This window comes from Emticicia agri (assembly GCF_004168285.1).
Lineage (GTDB): Bacteria > Bacteroidota > Bacteroidia > Cytophagales > Spirosomataceae > Emticicia > Emticicia agri.
The window spans coordinates 118,128-136,141 of the sequence record NZ_SEWF01000006.1 but is presented as its reverse complement, the minus strand read 5'-3'; the positions used below and the strand labels follow the sequence as shown (position 1 = coordinate 136,141).

The following is an 18,014-nucleotide window of genomic DNA, read 5'->3' as shown; positions in this document are numbered from 1 at the left end:
TCATACAATCACTCAATTCTTCTACCTATGAAAACTATCTCCTACAAATTTCAATACCTCCGGTAAAGCCGTGCGCCAGTATGACCAGGTATGGCCACCATCTCTTACTCTGAATTCGTGAGGAATTTTCTTGTCAATCATCATGGCATGTAGTGCCATATTGCCTTTAATCAGAAAATCATCATCACCACAATCAATATAAAACTTTACTTTTTTCAATTCTTCTGCATTGGCAGTCTCTACTATTTTAATGGGGGCATTTTTATAATAATGCTCGCTCAGGCGTTCTTTCCCTTTAAGATTTTTTCCATACAAATCTCCGAATACATAATTCCATTGGTCCTGATTCTGATTTCCGTTAATGATTTCATCATCTGTCCACACCGCCGCACTCAAAGGCGCTGCTGCTGTAAACATATCCGGGTGTTTTGTTGCGTAGAGTAGCGTACCGAGTCCTCCCATTGATAAGCCTGCCACAGCTCTGAATTCTTTCTTAGAACGAACGCGGTAGGTAGTTTCGATATAAGGAATAAACTCTTTTATGAAAAAATCTTCAAATTTTGTTTTTCCGTCAAAGGTGTTCATATACCATGTTACCCCTGCATCAGGCATGACAATAATCATCGGAGGAGCATCGCCACTATTAATCGTTTTATCCGCAATCTCAGGTGTCTGTCCAAACTGTGTCCAGCCTGTTTCGTCGTCAGTATAGCCATGTAGTAAATACAAAACCGGATACAAACGATTGTTTTTCTCGTAATCGGCAGGCAGATAAATAGTATACTTCACATCCTTGCCTAAAGTACTACTTTTGAGTTTCAGACTTTCTTTTACAATACCTTGTTGGGCAAAACCGGCCATTGAAACCAACAACAGCAATAACAGGCTTATCTTTTTCATTATACTTGGTGAATTATTTTTGATGGAAACTTTCACTTACAAATTTCAGAACTTCGGGCAAAGCTGTACGCCAGTAAGTCCAGGTATGTCCACCCTGACGCACACGAAACTCATGTGGAATTTTCTTGTCTATCATCAGGGCATGTAAGGCCATATTGCCTTTAATCAGAAAATCATCATCGCCGCAATCAATATAGTATCTTACCTTTTTAATATCCTCAGGATTCGCCGTTTCAATAATTTTGAGGATAGAGTTTTTGTTGTAGTGGTCGGTCAGACGGGCATTACCTACCAGGTCTTTACCATAGCGTTGGGCATAAGAGGTAGCCCATTGTGCATCTGGCATAGCTAATACTTCTTCGTCTGTACGCACACCTGCGCTTAATGGAGCAGAAGCAGCAAATAACTCCGGGTGTTTGGTTGACATGATTAAGGTACCATACCCCCCCATCGAAAGCCCGGCAATGGCTCTGTAACGTTTCTGTGCCCGCACTCTGTAGGTCTTTTCAATATAGGGGATAAACTCTTTGATGAAGAAATCTTCGTAAGGCACCTTACCGTCGTAGCTGTTTACATAGCCGCTTACACCACCATCGGGCATGGCAATAATCATCGGGGCTATTTCGCCACTATTAGATAATTTATCTGTGATAACGTTGGCTTCTCCGAATTGTACCCAGCCGGTTTCATCATCGCCAAAACCATGCAATAAGTAGAGAATTGGATAAGAACGATTAGATGAGTTATAGTCGGCAGGAAGGTAAATATTGTATTTAATTTCTTTGCCCATCAGAGCACTTTTGATGGTAAGACTTTCTTTTACAATGCCTTGCTGACCAAATGTAGTAAATGTTACCAATAAAAACAGCACATACGAAATGCGTTTCATTGCAGATGTAAAGGTTAAAGATGAATAAGTAGTAAATATACAATCATAAAGTCTTTAAATCCAAATTTAAAGACTTCAGATTAGATACTTTTAAGCCGCTCTCCACTTGGAGAGCGGCTTGGAATGAGGCCATTTTACATTACACAATTGCCTTCCGTGCTTCACGGTCAGGGTCATTTTTCATGACGCATACATCATCTAAAATCATGGTTTCACCGTTGGCAGTTGTATAGGGTGCCCAGTTCGGAAGCCCTCCGCCATTCGGATTACCTGTGCGTGCGAAATTGACGAATGATTTAGCCATTTTTTCAGACAAGCGGCGGGGTCTTGCGCCACCACCTGTATGAGTCAGCATCAGGTCAGTATTGTAGAACCAGAAGCAAATATCATCGCAGTGGAAAGCCCGCATTCTACCATCAAATAATGGTGGTTGCCAGCCAAACCAGGCTACATATACCGGAGCTTTTTGTTTAGCTTTGGCATCAGCCGTGGCAATGGCATTTTTACGATTTGAGATAATCATCGACCAGATTTCAATTGGCTTCTTATTTGGGAAAACCTTGGCATAAGCATCTGCGATTTCACCTGATTTATCGCCAAATCTTGGTTTCAGTTTTTCTTTTACATCGGCCAACGACACTTTTTCTACATTCGCATCTGTGCGGCTTGGCGAAAACTCATTAAAAGTAGTACTGACAATCAACGGAACATCAGCAGAAAAATGGTTAGCATCAGAGAAAAATGGTTTATCGCTTAAGAATTTACCATCTGCCACCGGAGCATAGCCACCTCTTTGCAGGTTCATTCTTTTGGCTTCTTCTGCCATTGATGCTACTGCTTTGTTAGCAATATCAATGTACTGTCTCCAAGGTATCTGTTGTAATTTATCAATCTCATTCGGGCCTAAACCTGCTTCTTTCAGTACAGCCGCCCCCAGTTTTTCAGAGTACTCTTTAGGCACACCAGACAAAGACGAACCACTTAAAGCCACTGCTTTGTGGAATAATCCTTTGGCTGATGGCATAGCCATAAGTGTAGTAACTTTAGCTCCTCCACCCGATTGACCGATAATGGTTACATTAGATGCATCACCGCCAAAATTGGCAATATTTTCTTTTACCCATTCCAGAGCAGCTACAATATCAAGCATACCTACATTGCCCGAAGCGGCAAATTTCTCACCACCTGCACCTGCCAGATTGGTAAACCCTAAAGTACCTAAACGGTGATTCAATGAACAATAGACCACATCGCCTAAACGGCTGATATTTTCGCCATTATAACCATCTTGCTCAATACCGTTACCGTTCACAAAACCACCACCATGCAACCACACAATTACGGGTCTTTTTTTACCATCTAATGCCGGAGTCCAGACATTAATTCTCAGACAATCTTCACTTACATCATCATAATTCCAGTGGTCAACAAACGAAGAATATTGGTCGGAATAGCGTTTCTCCATAATCTGAGGTGCGCTGTTTCCCCACCAGACTGTTGGTTTTACGCCTTCCCAGGTCTGTGGTTTTTGCGGAGGCATGAAACGATTAGCCCCTCCTGTATCTGCTCCATACGGAATACCCAGAAAAGTATGGATACCTCTCAGAATATACCCACGAACTTTTCCGTAACCTGTGTTGGCTACGGCAATATTATCTCCTACAAACAAGATCTGCTCATCGTCCTTTTCTTTATAACCAAAAGCATGTGCATCGGCTGTTAAAGGCACGGCACTACTCATACCTACACCAGCTGCACCAAGGCCCAGTGTCTGAATAAAATTTCGTCTGTTAGATTTCATACTAAATATATGTTAAGAAGGTTGAAAGACCTGGTAATTGAGTGATTCAGCGGATGTTGCGCAGTTGAAAGCAGTAAGGAGAATAAACAAAGCTACCTCAACTAACAAAATCACACGAATGATTTCTAAATCTAAACAGCAATAGGATTAACTTTTCTAAGAATCGACTTATGGGATAAATTAGCCCCTCAATCGCTTTTTTGTAGCGATTTTTCGAGTTTTACGATGAAGAGGGCGGATATTTTATAAATTTTTCAATAATTGATTATAACAAACAAAGTCATTGTATCAATTTGTAACAATGATACAAACATTCTTTAATTAATACAAACTTTTCTTTATATTTGTACAAACCTAATTTTATACATTTACTATTAACCTTTTGTATGACTGATAATCCCGACTTGAAAGAGTTTTGGGAGGCAAGACCTTTGATGCTTCCGAGTGTTTCGATTGATTGTGTTATTTTTGGCTATTACGACAATCAATTGAAAATATTACTCTTAAAGTATAAAAACACTGATTGCTATGCTTTACCGGGAGGCTTTATTAACCAGGACGAAAATTTAGAAGACGCAGCTGCAAGAGTTTTAAATGAACGAACAGGGCTCAAAGACATTTATCTCGAACAATTTTATGTGTTCGGAGACAAGGATAGACGCTTTGATGCCACGCATCATAAACTCATGAATGGCAGTGGAATTATTCTTAAAGCTGACCATTTTTTGCTAAACCGCTTTATCTCTATTGGTTATTATGCCCTGATTAATTTTTCTAAAGCTACTCCGATGCCTGATGTGTTTTCGGACTCTTGCACGTGGCATGACTTAAACCTTGTACCCTCGCTTATTTTCGACCATGATTCTATTCTGGAGAAAGCTTTACATACACTCAGAAAAAACTTGGATGAAAAACTGATTGGCCCTAATCTCTTGCCTGAAACCTTTACGATGAACGAGTTTCAGAATTTGTATGAAACAATTTTAGGAGAGAAAATTGCCCGCTCTAACTTTCAGCGAAAAATATTGGGTTTACATATGCTGAAAAGATTAGACAAAAAAATTACAGGTGGTGCCCACAAAGCCCCTTATCTGTACTGTTTTGATACAAAAACAGCCAGTAAACCTTGATTCACTGGCTGTTTTTGTATGAGATAGAAGTTTTTTCCTCAATAGAGAGCTGAGGCTGTGGTTTATGGCTTTACCACTCTTTTTTTACCCAGATTATCTATTAACTCAACACTTTCTACGTCGGCAGGTAAGGCCAGACTACGTGAGGATTGTGATAAGAATGACGAACCATAAGTCAGTTCTTCTTTTCTGCTTTTACCTCCTTTGAGTTTCAGTATAGCAGTTGTTTCGTTGGGCAATACTTCAACTGTTTTGACTGGGGTTATTCGGTGAGATAATTTCGCATCACCATGACCAAATGCTTCCATTCTTAATACCCCCCTCTCAAATGGATTTTCGTATAAGAAGAATCTTAAATCACCTCGATTCTGAGATGTTACAAAAAGCTGATTACCTTTTGCGTCTTTTAGTCGCACCAGACTCTTGGCATCACCCGCAACATAATAGCCACTTCCTTCTGGAAGCGTTGGTGTAAAGTTACCTTTACCGTCTCCTGCCAATAACAGGCCATTGAACGCATCATGCCTGCCTACTAATAGTTCTGTACCAAAATCATTTCCTGTTATCAATACATCCAAGTTTCCATCCTGGTCGTAATCATAAGTTACCATTCCATAAATCGGGGCAAACTGGGCTTGTATAGGTAGTTCTTTTACTTCAAACTGCCCGTTTCCTTTATTTTCGATATAGCTGCTTTTCATCCAGTTGGCTTTCAGAATCAGGGCATCTTTTAGCTCTTCCGGCTTTAATATCTGGTCAATTGTTGCTTCGGAGAACTTGGCATAATTCTGAAAACGCTGACGGGTCTGAATAAACTGCTTTGCCAGATCATCACGGGTATTGTACGGAAACTCTTTCATTGTACCTTCATCGTCAGGAAAATATACCGTTGGAATGGCATCATAGAATCCATCATTATTGAAATCTTTGGCATAAACACTTACAGGCTGCGTATCGCTGGCCTGCATCAATGTATTCAGTCCCAGATTACCTGCTACATAATCTATATCGCCATCATTATCAAAATCGCCGGAGGTAATACTTGTCCACCAACCAAATTTACCGGCTAATGCTCCGCTTTGTGGCATTGGTTCTAACTTACCTTTGTTATTCTTTAAAATCGTTACAGGCATCCACTCGCCTATCATCACTAAATCCTGCCAGCCATCGTTATCATAATCGCTCCAGATAGCATCACATACCAGACCAATATTTTGTAGTTTTGGAGCTACCTGAGCTGTTACGTTTGTAAATTTTATCTGTCCATTAGCCGTATCATTTCTTAGAATATAGCTCGATACAGGCTTCGGATAAGCATTTGGTTCTACACGGCCACCTATAAACAAGTCTAAATCGCCATCGTGGTCATAATCGGTAGCTTTTATACAAGAACCACTTTTCAGAAAAGCTGGAATAGCTTGCTGATTCAGGGTAAAATGTCCTTTGCCATCGTTCACATAAAATCTATCCTGCAAATCTGGGGAATCAGCTTTATATTCATAGCTACCACTTACAATATAGAGGTCTAAATCCTTATCGTTATCGGCATCAAAAAGCAAAATACCCATATCCTCCGAAGGTTTCTTGAAGCCGTCTTCTCCTGATAGTAAATCCTGTACAATGAACTTACCCTCTTTATTCTGTATTAAAAATTTACCTTTCCGGTATCTGGCTCCACCTATAAACATATCTTCTATACCATCACCATTCACATCTCCAACAGCTATGGCGGGGCCATATTGAGATAGTTTGTGGGGTAAGAGTTTCTGCACATTGAAATCAATATAATCGTCTTCTTCATGCACGTAAGGCACTTTTAGTTGCTCACTTATATCGGTAAATAATGGTGAGGGAACTGAAATTCCGGGATTATCATCACCGTTTGCTTCACTTTCTTTTAAACTTAATACCTGATTGCTTTTGATATTTTTTAGTATCTGTATTTTACCACTCTGCCAGATAACCTTTAATCTGTCAATTTGCCGAATTTTGCCTAACCCAAAATGTGCCACAGGCTCAATCGATGATATATAGCCCCGATAAGGTGTATGCTCATAGACTTGTTTCTGACCGTTGTTATATTGAATCTCTACCAACGCTCCTAAACCCATAATGTTAGGCAGATTACCTTGAAATTTAACTCGCAGATAATTACTTTCCTGTGGTTTTAACTGCATTGAATTATTGCGATAGACCGAAGCAGAATCGTTGATGTTGTTGACTATATAATCTAAATCGCCATCATTATCAAGGTCAGCATAGGCAGCACCGTTAGAGAACGAGGGTTCGGCCATGCCCCATTTTTCGGTTACGTCTTCAAACTGGAAGTTGCCTTTGTTATGAAAAGCAAAGTTTTTGATTCTGACTGATGGAATATTCTCTGACAAATAAGTAGAAGTTGCCAGGTTATTTACCTCCGCCCGATAAGCCATAAAATCGAGGTCAGTAATATCTTTCGGGAAACCATTGGTAATAATAATATCCCGCAACCCATCATTGTCAAAATCAACTACCATAGGTGCCCAACTCCAGTCGGTTTGTGCTACTCCTGCGGCTAACCCTATTTCACTGAAAATTGGTTTACCTGTCAATGGGTTTTTACCCTGATTAATTTGCAGTGTATTGCGTGGGTACTGATAGGTATAATTAAAACGGTCGTTGTTCTGGAAAGTCTGATAATTGTTAGCCATCGTCATCATCTTTTTCCGCTTGTTCGTATATGGCATCATATCTACTGCTATCACATCAGCCAGACCGTCATTATTTATATCAGCCACATCGTTCCCCATAGCCGAGTAAGAGGTGTGTTTGAAATAATCTTTGGCTTGTTCTACAAAACCAATATGTTTGCCATTGGCGTGCTGATTGATATATAATAAGTCATTGGTCAGGAAATCGTTGGTTACATAGATGTCCTTCCAGCCATCTTGATTAATGTCTGTAATATTTACACCTAATCCAAAGCCTTCTATCAGGATTCCTTCTTCTTTTGATACATTAGTAAAGTATGGATGTTTTTTGGACTCCTCCCAATCATTGCGGTAAAGTCTGTGTGTACGCTTAGAAGATCCGTCTTTTAGAGTCTGACGGTACATATTCGGAATATTTACGTCTTCCATCTGATTAACCAACACATAAAGGTCTAAATCACCATCATTGTCATAATCAAAAAATGCTGAGTTAGTGGTATGTGTGGTATCGGCAATACCATAGTCTGCCGCCATCTCCTTGAACGACGGAATGCCATTCCGTCCTACGCCCTGATTTACATAGAGTAAGTTAGCTCTCTGGCTGGCTACTTTTTTAACCGACGCCGATATATAAATATCTAAAAGATTATCATTATTAATATCTACCACAGCTACGCCATTACACCATCTGCCCTCACCACCCACATGCGCCTCGGCAGTAACATCTATAAATTTCAGTTCATTATTTTTATCGACTCCCTGATTCATATACAGTTTATTGGAAACCTGATTTCCGGTGAAATAAGCATCAACTTTATTATCGTTATTAAAATCACCCATAGCTACGCCACCACCATTATATACATACTCAAAGGCAACAATATTCATGGTATCGTTTTCAGTAATTCGGTTAGAAAACCGGATACCTGTTTCGTCTGAAGGTAATCTGGTAAAAACAGTATCTGTTTTCTTATTACAGGAGTAAAGTGCAGGAATTAGTAAGATACATGAGAGTTTACGGATGAGGTTGTACATAAAAACGGGTTTCATTGTAAAAAAACAGGTAGTATGCTTAAAAAAACAGAGATGGTAAACCTACCATCTCTGTAAAATTAACTTTTTTTTCTAAAACAATCACTGTAAAACTATTTATAAGCCGGATCTTGCTCTAAAGTGGCTTTACCATCTTTTTCTGAGCGGTCTATGGCTTCCTGAGGTATCGGATAAAATTCGTTTTTACCTTTTACAAACCTTGCACCTTTTTTATATACACGTTTGTTTGATTCTACCTCATTGTATTTATTCAATACATCGGCGGCTATGCCCCATCTTGAAAGGTCGAAGAAGCGATGGCCTTCCATACCAAACTCTAAACGGGTTTCAAAGCGTACAGCTTTACGGGCATCATCTTTGTTTGTCCACGGAGCGGTATAGTTTTTAATATTATAATTGGCCGCAGGCACCGGATTACCCTGAGCATCAACTACTAAAGTATAGGCATCACGGGTAGCCCCTTGTGTAGCTTTTTGCACAAAACCTGCCGGATTTGCCGCACGGGTACGAATCATATTCACTAACTCTCTGGCTCTTTCAAGGCTTCCTATTTCAACCTCACACTCAGCCAACCAAAGCAGAATCATGTCATAACGCAACAAACGATAGTTATTGCTGGTTAGGTTACCCCAACCATTAACCCCTGTAAATGCTTTAGAAGGTATATGTTTTCTTGGAGAATAAGGCCCTGCATAAGTCTGGTCACGGATAAAGTCTACATTATGAATTTTGTAGTCGATAAACAAAATACCACGACGACCAACTGTATGGTCTAAGCGAGGGTCTAACATACCTTCATAGGGGGTATAGGGGTCTTCCAGTTTTAAACCCTGGTCGTTTTTAACGTCAGAATCATTGAAAGTATCAATTAATGGCAAGCCATCTGCACCTGTTTTAAACGCATTTACCAGGTTTTGTGAAGGCTGGTAGAAACCGCAACATCCCCAGGGAGAAGCATAAGGGTGAGCCAGACCTACCCCTTGATTAGCAGCATCGCCGGTAGCACTTGATGAGGCAAATTGCACTTCAAAGATTGATTCGGCATTGTTACGAGTGCTGGCATCAAAGTTGTCTCTGTAAAGGTCAACCAATCGGTATTTACCGCTATTCATGATTTCTTCCAGAATTGCTTTAGCGGCAGTTAATTTAGCTGCATTAGCTGCTCCGGTGTTTACATCAAACCCCTGAAACATCAATGCTTTAGCCTGAAGACCTTTAGCAGCCCATTTGGTTGGGCGGCCTACTTGTGCTTGTGTAACAGGCAATACGGCTGCGGCATCGGCAAAATCTTTCTCAATTTTTGCCCAAGCCTGTGGGTCAACAGGGATTTTTGTGCTTTGCAAATCATCTAAATTAAAAGTAGCATCATCAATGTAAGGAATATTCTTCCACATTTTTTTGCTTCAAAATGAAATAATCCCCTCAGGAATTTAGCCTCTGCCAAAATCTGTGCTCTTCTGGCTTCGGTTATATCCTTCACATCTTTCAGGGTATTAATCACGTCGTTAGTACGAGCTACACCCTTGAAAAGGCCTCGCCATTTATTTTTTATATGGTTATTGGTAGCCTGAAAGTCCCACCTTTCGATAAAGGTTTCTTCGGGCTGGTCACCTGCATCAGTTCCTTTATAGGCATCGTCAGACGGTACTCCACCAAAAACCCAGTTATGAATATCATTCATCCACGGGTCTTGTCCGTCCAGACCTGTCCCATCAATCATGGCGTAGGCTCCCAGCAATACCCCTTCCACACCTTTGGCAGTTTTCAAGGCAGTTGGGCTATACTGGGCTTGTGGCTCACGGGTCAGGAATTCGTCACTACACCCAATGGCAAATCCAACTGTAAGTCCTGTAGCCAGAAATATTTTAACAATATTGTTACTTTTCATATTTGAATAATCTTTTTTATTAGTAATTGAGTCGTTGGTTTTCAGATATGAATATTAAAAACCAAAATTAACGCCTACAATAAATGTCCTTGATACAGGCATATATCCACCATCAAACCCTAAAGTAGTATCGGCACCTGTCTGAATTTCAGGATTAAGGCCTGTGTACTTCGTAAACGTAGCCAGGTTTTGCATTTGTACATAAATCTGTGCATTGTCTAAAGCGGTCTTACCTGTAATTTTCGATGGCAGATTATAGGTTAACTGTACGTTTTTGATACGGAAATAAGAGCCATCTTCGATAAAGTAACTTGATGGTCGACTACTAATCTGGTCGTTGGCATCCATGATAGGTACAGTACCTGAAGGATTGGAAGGCTGCCAGGCATCATATAAAGCACGTTTTGAACGGTTACCCTGAAAAGTATTGAAATCGGAGAAATAACGGGTATAGTTAAATACATCGTTGCCTTGTGTTCCGTTAGCAAAGATGGTTAAATCAAATGCTTTGTAGCCCAAGTTTAAGCTTAAACCATAAACAAAGTCAGGATGAGGATTACCAATAACACCCTGGTCTTTAGGGTCAATTACTCCATCGCCATTGATATCAGCCATTTTAAACTTACCCGGTTTGTTATAACTTTCATATTTTGGCCAGGCATCTGCTTCAGATTGCGACTGGAATATACCTAAAACAGTATAACCATAAAATGATGAAATAGGGATACCCGCTTGGGTTACGGTAATAGCTGGAACACGGGAAGTATAACCCAGGTAACGTGTATTAGGGCTTTCATCCAATTTATCAACATTATTTCTATAAGTTGATAAGTTAGCAGATATACTATAACGGAAGTTATTGATATTACTCTTGTAGTTAATACCTGCATCTAATCCTTTATTGGTCATTTGGCCAACATTATAAGCTGGTGCGGCAGCGTCGCCCACTGTAAAGGTTAATGGAATGGTAAATAACATATCAGATGTTACACGTTTCCAGAAATCAAGTTCGAAGCTTAACTTACCTTTGAACAATGAGGCGTCTATCCCGAAGTTTGTTGAGGTAGTAGCTTCCCATTTAGCATCAGGGTTGCCAAATGCCTGTGTATCATAACCGATGGTTGGTGTAGTCTGGTTACCATCAATCGGATAACCTGCGTGCCAGATGTCAGAACGATAAGTAGTAAATGCGTTATAATTACCTATTTTCTGGTTACCTGTTTTACCCCAACCAAAACGAAGTTTCAAATCGCTTACAAATGGCAGATTGGTAGAAATAAATTTCTCTTCAGATAAACGCCAGCCTAAACTAAAAGCAGGGAAAAGTGCATTACGTGAAGCCGACAAGAAGCGAGAAGAGGCGTCGTTTCTGATAATAGCCTGAAACAAATATTTATCGTTGTAAGCATAGTTGAATTTACCAAACTGCGACCATAGTGAATAGTCATTTCCTACTCTACCATAATTACCTACTTTGGTAGGGTCTCCTAAATCGAGATAGCTGATAATTGGTAAAGTTTCAAACGCATAACCTTGACGGGTAGCACCAAAATATTCGCCAAATTGCTTGATAGCTTCAGTACCTATATAGGCATCAATTTTATGAACAGTATTAAAAATTTTGCTGAACGATAAAGTATTTTGCCATACCCATTGGTAGTCGTAGTTAGTATTTGATTCTGAACTATTTACAAAGCTACCCTCAATATACTCAGGGTTGGCACGACCAATGTATTTACCGTTTTCGGTAGTGATGTCAATACCTAAACTGGTTTTAAATGTCAGGAATGGGAGAATATCATACTCACCATAGATATTACCAAAACCTCTAAGACGGTATCTTCTGTTGTCTGCCTGACGGGCAAGCGTAGCATAAGGGTTTGAGTTGTTACCTAAATTAGCCCCGCGTGAACCCGCAAAGAATCCGTTAATATCAAAGATTGGTAACAAAGGATGGTGTTTGTAAGAACCCGAAACCGCATTCTGTTCATCGTTATTACCGAAACCACCTTTACGGTTATCAAATGATACGGTAAAGTTCTCGCCTATTCTTAGTTTCTTGTTAATAGCCGAAAACTCTGTATTTGAACGCAAAGTATAACGGTCGTAACCGATAAATTTCACAACCCCATCTTGTGAGAAATAACCCACCGATAAAGCATAACGGCTATTTTCTGAACCACCACTGGCTGTTAGCTGATAGTTCTGAATAGGTGCTGTTTGGGTAACTTCGCCCCACCAGTAAGTATCGGCCGATTTGGTAATCGGATAAATATTACTTGGTGTTAGTGAATACAAGGCAGGGTTTGTATTGGCGGCACCTTCTTTCCCTGCACTTGGATATACATAGGCAGGGATTGTTACTTCACCATTAGCGCCAAAAGTATACTGACCATGTTGTGGGGCTTTGTCGGCATATTTATCTGCCAGATAAAGATATTCACCTAATTCTTTTGCATTCAATGACTGTACATTCTCTGAAACTTTCTGCGTGCCATAGTATGCCGAGAAGCTGATTTTTGCAGGGCCGATTTTTCCTTTTCTGGTGGTGATAATTACCACCCCATTAGCCGCACGAGAACCATAAATAGAGGAAGCAGAAGCATCTTTCAGAATCTGAATGGTTTCAATATCATTCGGGTTGAGGTTTCCTTGGTTTTCTGTAGGTACACCGTCAATAATAAAGAGCGGGTCGTTGTTACCGATTGTACCAAAACCACGGATACGAACAGTGGCATTACCACCCGGTGTTGCATCGTTTACAATGCTCAAACCAGAGGCACGTCCCTGTAATTGTTGCGCAAAAGTAGTAGCAGGTACAGATTGTAAATCTTTTGCATTTACGGTTGTTACAGCTCCTGTAATATCTCTTTTTGACTGAGTACCATAGCCGGTTACAACCACTTCATCAAGTGTTTCTTCATCTGACTCTAAAATTATGTTCAGCGTAGTCTGATTGCCTACAGCAATTTCCTGGTTTTTATAACCAATAGAACTCACTACCAAAACACCACCCGAATTTGGGACATTAATTTTGTAATTTCCGTCTGCGTCTGAGATTGTTCCGGTTGTAGTTCCTTTGAGGGTAATACTTGCCCCCGGAATAGCCTCACCTTTTGGGTCACTTACTTTACCACTAACAGATTTTTGTGCAAATGCTACTATGGACATCAGCCAAAGTATGCCACAAATCAGAGTACCCCTTATAGGTACAAAGTAGTTTTCTTTCATACGCTTTGTTTTATTTAGTTAAAAAAATAATGAATTACACAGAATCAGCCTATACTTGCCAGAACAGGAAAGTACATGACTGAAAGGAAAAAAATTAATCTTTCATACGCTTTTAAAAATCGGGTAACAGCAAAATAAATTATAAAATATACGCAATCATCTTGCCCTTGTGCGCACAAGAAAATAGTGTTATGATAGAGTTATGATAGAGAAAGAGATTAATCTTTCATACGCTTTTAAAAAAATGATAAACAGCAAAAAAGGCATACACGTTTGATTGTTCTGAATTATTTCAGAGCAAAGTGTGTGTACGTAGTAATGACGAAAAAATAACTTTCATACGCTTTTTATAAAATTAGGTTATATATTAACAGAATAGCTAAAGTATTCCGAAATAAGATGTGTAGGGATTTGTTAAGACGCAGTAGAACATTATAAGGAAATTTCTCTCATCGGCTTTTTTAGTATTTAGTTAGTAAATAGGTATATATAGCCTGAATTATATCTTTATATTACTATTGCTCAAAGAGCAAAATGCAGATATATTTCATAGGTTTAGTACGTTTATAGCATAAAGTCAATAAATTTTGTCTTTATAACTATATTCGACACAAATTAGAGTTATTCTTTAATTTTTCCAAATTTTTCTTTTTTTTTTATCAATTTTAATCTCCGTTTAATTTTTCTAATCAATTATAGAAGTATTTATAATTTTTTTTAAAAAACAGGTTCAAAATTCATATTACAAACCCTATATACGTAAAAAAGAAGAAGTGTTTAAAATACACTTCTTCTTTTTTTTACGCCCAATTCTTTCATTTTATTAAGGCTTTACCTGTCGCTTCTTTCCTGTGGCAGTCATAATCTCTGCCTGTTCTATATGGGCTGGTAAGAGAACACTACGAGAAGATTGAGATAAAAAGGATGTACCATAGCCTATCTCTTCTTTACGTGTTTTGCCATTTTTCAGCTTTACTAAAACGGTGGTTTCATCAGCGTTCAGCGCAATGGGTTTAGCAGGATTTTTGTAAGAGAAAAACTTCAGGTCGTTTCTATTTTGTGAAGCTACCAGCAGCATTTCTCCTTTGGCATTTGTTAGTCTTACCAAGCTTTTGGCATCGCCTCCTACACAATAACCACTACTTTCGGGCAAGACCACAGCAAAATTGCCTTTACCGTCGCCTTTTAAAAATAAGCCATTAAGAGCATCATGACGCCCGACTGATATTTCTGTTCCAAAATCGTTTCCGGCCATTAGTACATCCAAATTGCCATCCTGATCAAAGTCTTCGATTACCATGCCAAAAATAGGCGCAAATTGTGCCTGTATCGGAAGTTCTTTCACATCAAATACACCCTTCCCTTTGTTTTCGATGTAACTGCTTTTCATCCAGTTTGCCTTTAGTATCAACGCATCGTTCAGTTCTTCTGGTTTCAATATCTCGTTGATGGTTGCCTCCGAAAACTTGGTATAGTTCTGAAAACGCTGGCGTGTCTGAATAAACTGTTTTGCCAGATCGTCACGGGTATTGAATGGGAATTCTTTTCTGTTGCCATCTTTATCAGGGAAATATACTGCAGGAATAGCATCAAAGAAGCCATCATTGTTGAAATCTTTGGCATATATACTTACAGGTTGGCCATCATTAGCTTGCATAAGAGTATTGAGTCCCAGGTTTCCGGCTATATAATCCATGTCTCCGTCATTATCAAAATCGCCTGCCACAATGCTTGTCCACCAACCCACTTTTCCGCTCAGTGCGCCCGATTGTGCAATAGGTGCTAACTTGCCTTTACTGTTTTTCAGAATTGTAATGGGCATCCATTCGCCTACTACTACCAAATCAAGCCAGCCATCGTTATCATAATCACTCCACAAGGCATCACATATCAGGCCGATATTGTGCAGGCCAGGAGCTACCTGAGCAGTAACGTCTGTGAATTTTGGCTGGTCTTTCGATGAATCGTTTCTTAGAATATAACTTGAAACCGGAGCAGGGTATTTATTAGGCTCTACCCTACCTCCTATAAATAAATCTAAATCTCCGTCATGGTCAAAATCGGCTGCCTTTACACATGAGCCGCTTTTCAGGAATTGCGGAATGGCTTGCTGGTTCAGCTCAAAATGTCCTTTTCCATCATTTACATATAACCTGTCCTGTAACGAAGGAGAGTCAGGATTAAACTCATAACTACCACTTACGATATATAGGTCTAAGTCTCCATCATTTTCAGCATCAAACAACAATACTCCCATGTCTTCGGTTATTTTGGCAGGGCCGTCTTCTCCTGATAATAAATCCCTTACAGCAAACTTCCCATCTTTACTCTGTATCAAAAACTTACCCTTATGCTGGTTTGCCCCACCTACAAACATATCTTCGAGTCCATCACCATCTACATCGCCCACAGCAATGGCAGGGCCAAACTGTGAAAGCTTATGCGGTAGCAATTTTTGCACATTAAAATCAATAAAATCTATTTCTTCATGCTTGTAAGGTACATTCAACTGATTGCTTATGTCAGTAAATAGAGTTGGGGCGGTAGTATTAGTAATAGACGGTTGCAGGGTAGCATCTACTTCTTTGAGTGTCATTACCTGATTGGCTTTTACATTTTTCAGTACCTGTGATTTTCCGCTTTGCCAGATTATCTTCAACTGGTCAATCTTTTGTACTTTTCCCAGACCAAAATGCGCTATCGGCTCTATTGACGACAAATATCCTCTGTATGGGGTATGCTCATATACCTGTTTCTGTCCGTTGCCATACTCAATTTCAATCCATGCACCCATACCCATCAGGTTATTGCCTATGCCTTGCAATTGCAGGCGTAGGTAATTGCTCTCCTGTGGTTTTATCTGTATTGAGTTATTTCGGTAAACCGAGGCAGAATCATTGATATTGTTCACTATATAGTCAAGGTCTCCGTCATTATCTAAATCGGCATAAGCGGCTCCGTTAGCTGTCGTAAGCTCAGTAATGCCCCATTTATCGGTAACATCTTCAAACTGAAAGTTTCCTTTATTCTGGTAAGCATAGTTTTTGAGTTTTATGACAGGAACATATTCTAACAGCATAGATTTTGCCATTAAACTGTACACCTGCTCACGATAGGCCAGAAAATCGTGGTCGTTAATATCTCTTGGAAAACCATTGGTAATGATAATATCCCGTAGTCCATCATTATCAAAATCGGTTACCATTGGTGCCCAGCTCCAGTCAGTTTGTGCTATGCCCGACAACAGGCCTATTTCACTAAACATGGGTTCACCTGTTACCGGATTTTTCCCCTGATTCACCTGTAACGTATTACGTGCATACTGAAAAGTGTAATTATATTTTTCATTGTTCTGATAAGTAATATAGCTATTGGCAGGAGTCATCATTTTTTTGCGATTGTTGGTAGCGGGCATCATATCTAATGCAACTATATCTACCAAACCATCATTATTAATATCAGCCACATCGTTACCCATAGCTGAGTAGGAAGTATGTTTGAAATATTTACCTGCCTGTTCGGTAAATGTGCCGTCATGGTTATTGATATACAGTAAATCATTTGTAAGGAAATCATTCGTAATATAAATATCTTTCCAGCCATCCTGATTTATGTCTGTAATATTAATACCCAAGCCAAAGCCTTCGTCAAAAATCTTTGCTTGTGTAGTTACATCAGTAAAAACCGGATGGTTCTTTGTTTTATCAAAATCGTTCCGGTATAAACGGTCATTACGTTTTGAAGAACCATCAGTTACTTTTTCATGGTACTGATTCGGGAAACGGGTATCGTCCATTTCGTTTACCAGCACATATAAATCTAAATCACCGTCATTGTCGTAATCAAAAAAGGCGGCATTGGTAGTATGTGTTGTATCGGCAATACCATAGTCGACTGCCATTTCCTTAAACGACGGAATCCCATTCCGTGCTACTCCCTGATTTACATATAATAAATTAGCCCTTTGGCTTCCTGTTTTTTTTGCTGTGGCACATACATAAATATCTAACAGACCATCATTATTGATGTCTATCATTGCCACCCCTGAAGTCCAGCGTCCTGCTCCATCTACACCTGCCTGTTGGGTAACATCTTCAAACTTCATATCTCCTTTATTGAGATACAATTTGTTGGGTGTAGTGTTACCGGTAAAATAAACGTCGGTGAGTTTATCGTTGTTAAAATCACCTAAAGCAACACCCCCACCATTATAAATGTATTCAAATGTGAGAATGTTCAAAGAATCATTTTCTTTGATTCTGTTAGAGAAACTGATGCCTGTCTGCGCAACAGGTAGTGATGTAAAAACTTTTTCCTGTTCTTCCTGACAAGCGACTAAAATTGAAGTGGTAATGAGTAGGGATAAATAAACAAAAGACTGTTTCATACTTGGAAAATGGGATATAAAAAAGAGATGGCTTGGTAGCCATCT

The 18,014-nt window shown here is 39.5% G+C and carries 7 protein-coding genes and 1 pseudogene; 1 reads left to right on the top strand and 7 read right to left on the bottom strand.

Translation table 11 applies throughout. The features are described 5' to 3' along the window. Positions 1 to 21 precede the first annotated feature (21 nt). From EWM59_RS05830 to EWM59_RS05820, 3 genes are all read right to left on the bottom strand, one after another. Positions 22 to 900: an alpha/beta hydrolase gene (locus tag EWM59_RS05830; RefSeq protein ID WP_130020003.1), complete on the bottom strand. Its 879-nt coding sequence runs from the start codon at positions 898 to 900 to the stop codon at positions 22 to 24. Positions 901 to 913: 13 nt separating this feature from the next. After that, positions 914 to 1,789: an alpha/beta hydrolase gene (locus EWM59_RS05825; protein WP_130020002.1), complete on the bottom strand. Its 876-nt coding sequence runs from the start codon at positions 1,787 to 1,789 to the stop codon at positions 914 to 916. A gap of 139 nt (positions 1,790 to 1,928) precedes the next feature. Further along, a complete protein-coding gene (locus EWM59_RS05820) occupies positions 1,929 to 3,590 on the bottom strand; it encodes a carboxylesterase/lipase family protein (RefSeq protein WP_130020001.1) in 1,662 nt (553 codons plus the stop codon). 386 nt (positions 3,591 to 3,976) lie between these two features. Here EWM59_RS05820 and EWM59_RS05815 point away from each other — a divergent pair, with 386 nt between their 5' ends. Beyond that, the gene (locus EWM59_RS05815) at positions 3,977 to 4,720 is read left to right on the top strand and encodes an NUDIX hydrolase (RefSeq protein WP_130020000.1); all 744 of its coding nucleotides are present in this window, start codon (positions 3,977 to 3,979) and stop codon (positions 4,718 to 4,720) included. 62 nt (positions 4,721 to 4,782) lie between these two features. On the opposite strand, the gene EWM59_RS05810 is transcribed toward EWM59_RS05815, so the two are convergent. From EWM59_RS05810 to EWM59_RS05795, 4 genes and pseudogenes are all read right to left on the bottom strand, one after another. Beyond that, positions 4,783 to 8,460, bottom strand: coding sequence for a VCBS repeat-containing protein (locus tag EWM59_RS05810; RefSeq protein ID WP_229239285.1), 3,678 nt, complete (start codon positions 8,458 to 8,460; stop codon positions 4,783 to 4,785). 95 nt (positions 8,461 to 8,555) lie between these two features. After that, a pseudogene (locus EWM59_RS05805) lies at positions 8,556 to 10,351 on the bottom strand (RagB/SusD family nutrient uptake outer membrane protein). A gap of 54 nt (positions 10,352 to 10,405) precedes the next feature. After that, entirely contained in the window at positions 10,406 to 13,582 is a 3,177-nt protein-coding gene (locus tag EWM59_RS05800) for a SusC/RagA family TonB-linked outer membrane protein (protein ID WP_130019999.1), read from the bottom strand. Between the two features lie 823 nt (positions 13,583 to 14,405). Then, positions 14,406 to 17,969, bottom strand: coding sequence for a VCBS repeat-containing protein (locus tag EWM59_RS05795; RefSeq protein ID WP_130019998.1), 3,564 nt, complete (start codon positions 17,967 to 17,969; stop codon positions 14,406 to 14,408). Positions 17,970 to 18,014 lie beyond the last annotated feature (45 nt).

Excerpts from the sequence above, each read along its gene's own strand:
- EWM59_RS05810 (WP_229239285.1), bottom strand. The coding sequence starts at position 8,460 with ATGAAACCCGTTTTTATGTACAACCTCATCCGTAAACTCTCATGTATC.
- EWM59_RS05825 (WP_130020002.1), bottom strand. The coding sequence starts at position 1,789 with ATGAAACGCATTTCGTATGTGCTGTTTTTATTGGTAACATTTACTACA.
- EWM59_RS05830 (WP_130020003.1), bottom strand. The coding sequence starts at position 900 with ATGAAAAAGATAAGCCTGTTATTGCTGTTGTTGGTTTCAATGGCCGGT.
- EWM59_RS05815 (WP_130020000.1), top strand. The coding sequence starts at position 3,977 with ATGACTGATAATCCCGACTTGAAAGAGTTTTGGGAGGCAAGACCTTTG.
- EWM59_RS05800 (WP_130019999.1), bottom strand. The coding sequence starts at position 13,582 with ATGAAAGAAAACTACTTTGTACCTATAAGGGGTACTCTGATTTGTGGC.
- EWM59_RS05820 (WP_130020001.1), bottom strand. The coding sequence starts at position 3,590 with ATGAAATCTAACAGACGAAATTTTATTCAGACACTGGGCCTTGGTGCA.
- EWM59_RS05795 (WP_130019998.1), bottom strand. The coding sequence starts at position 17,969 with ATGAAACAGTCTTTTGTTTATTTATCCCTACTCATTACCACTTCAATT.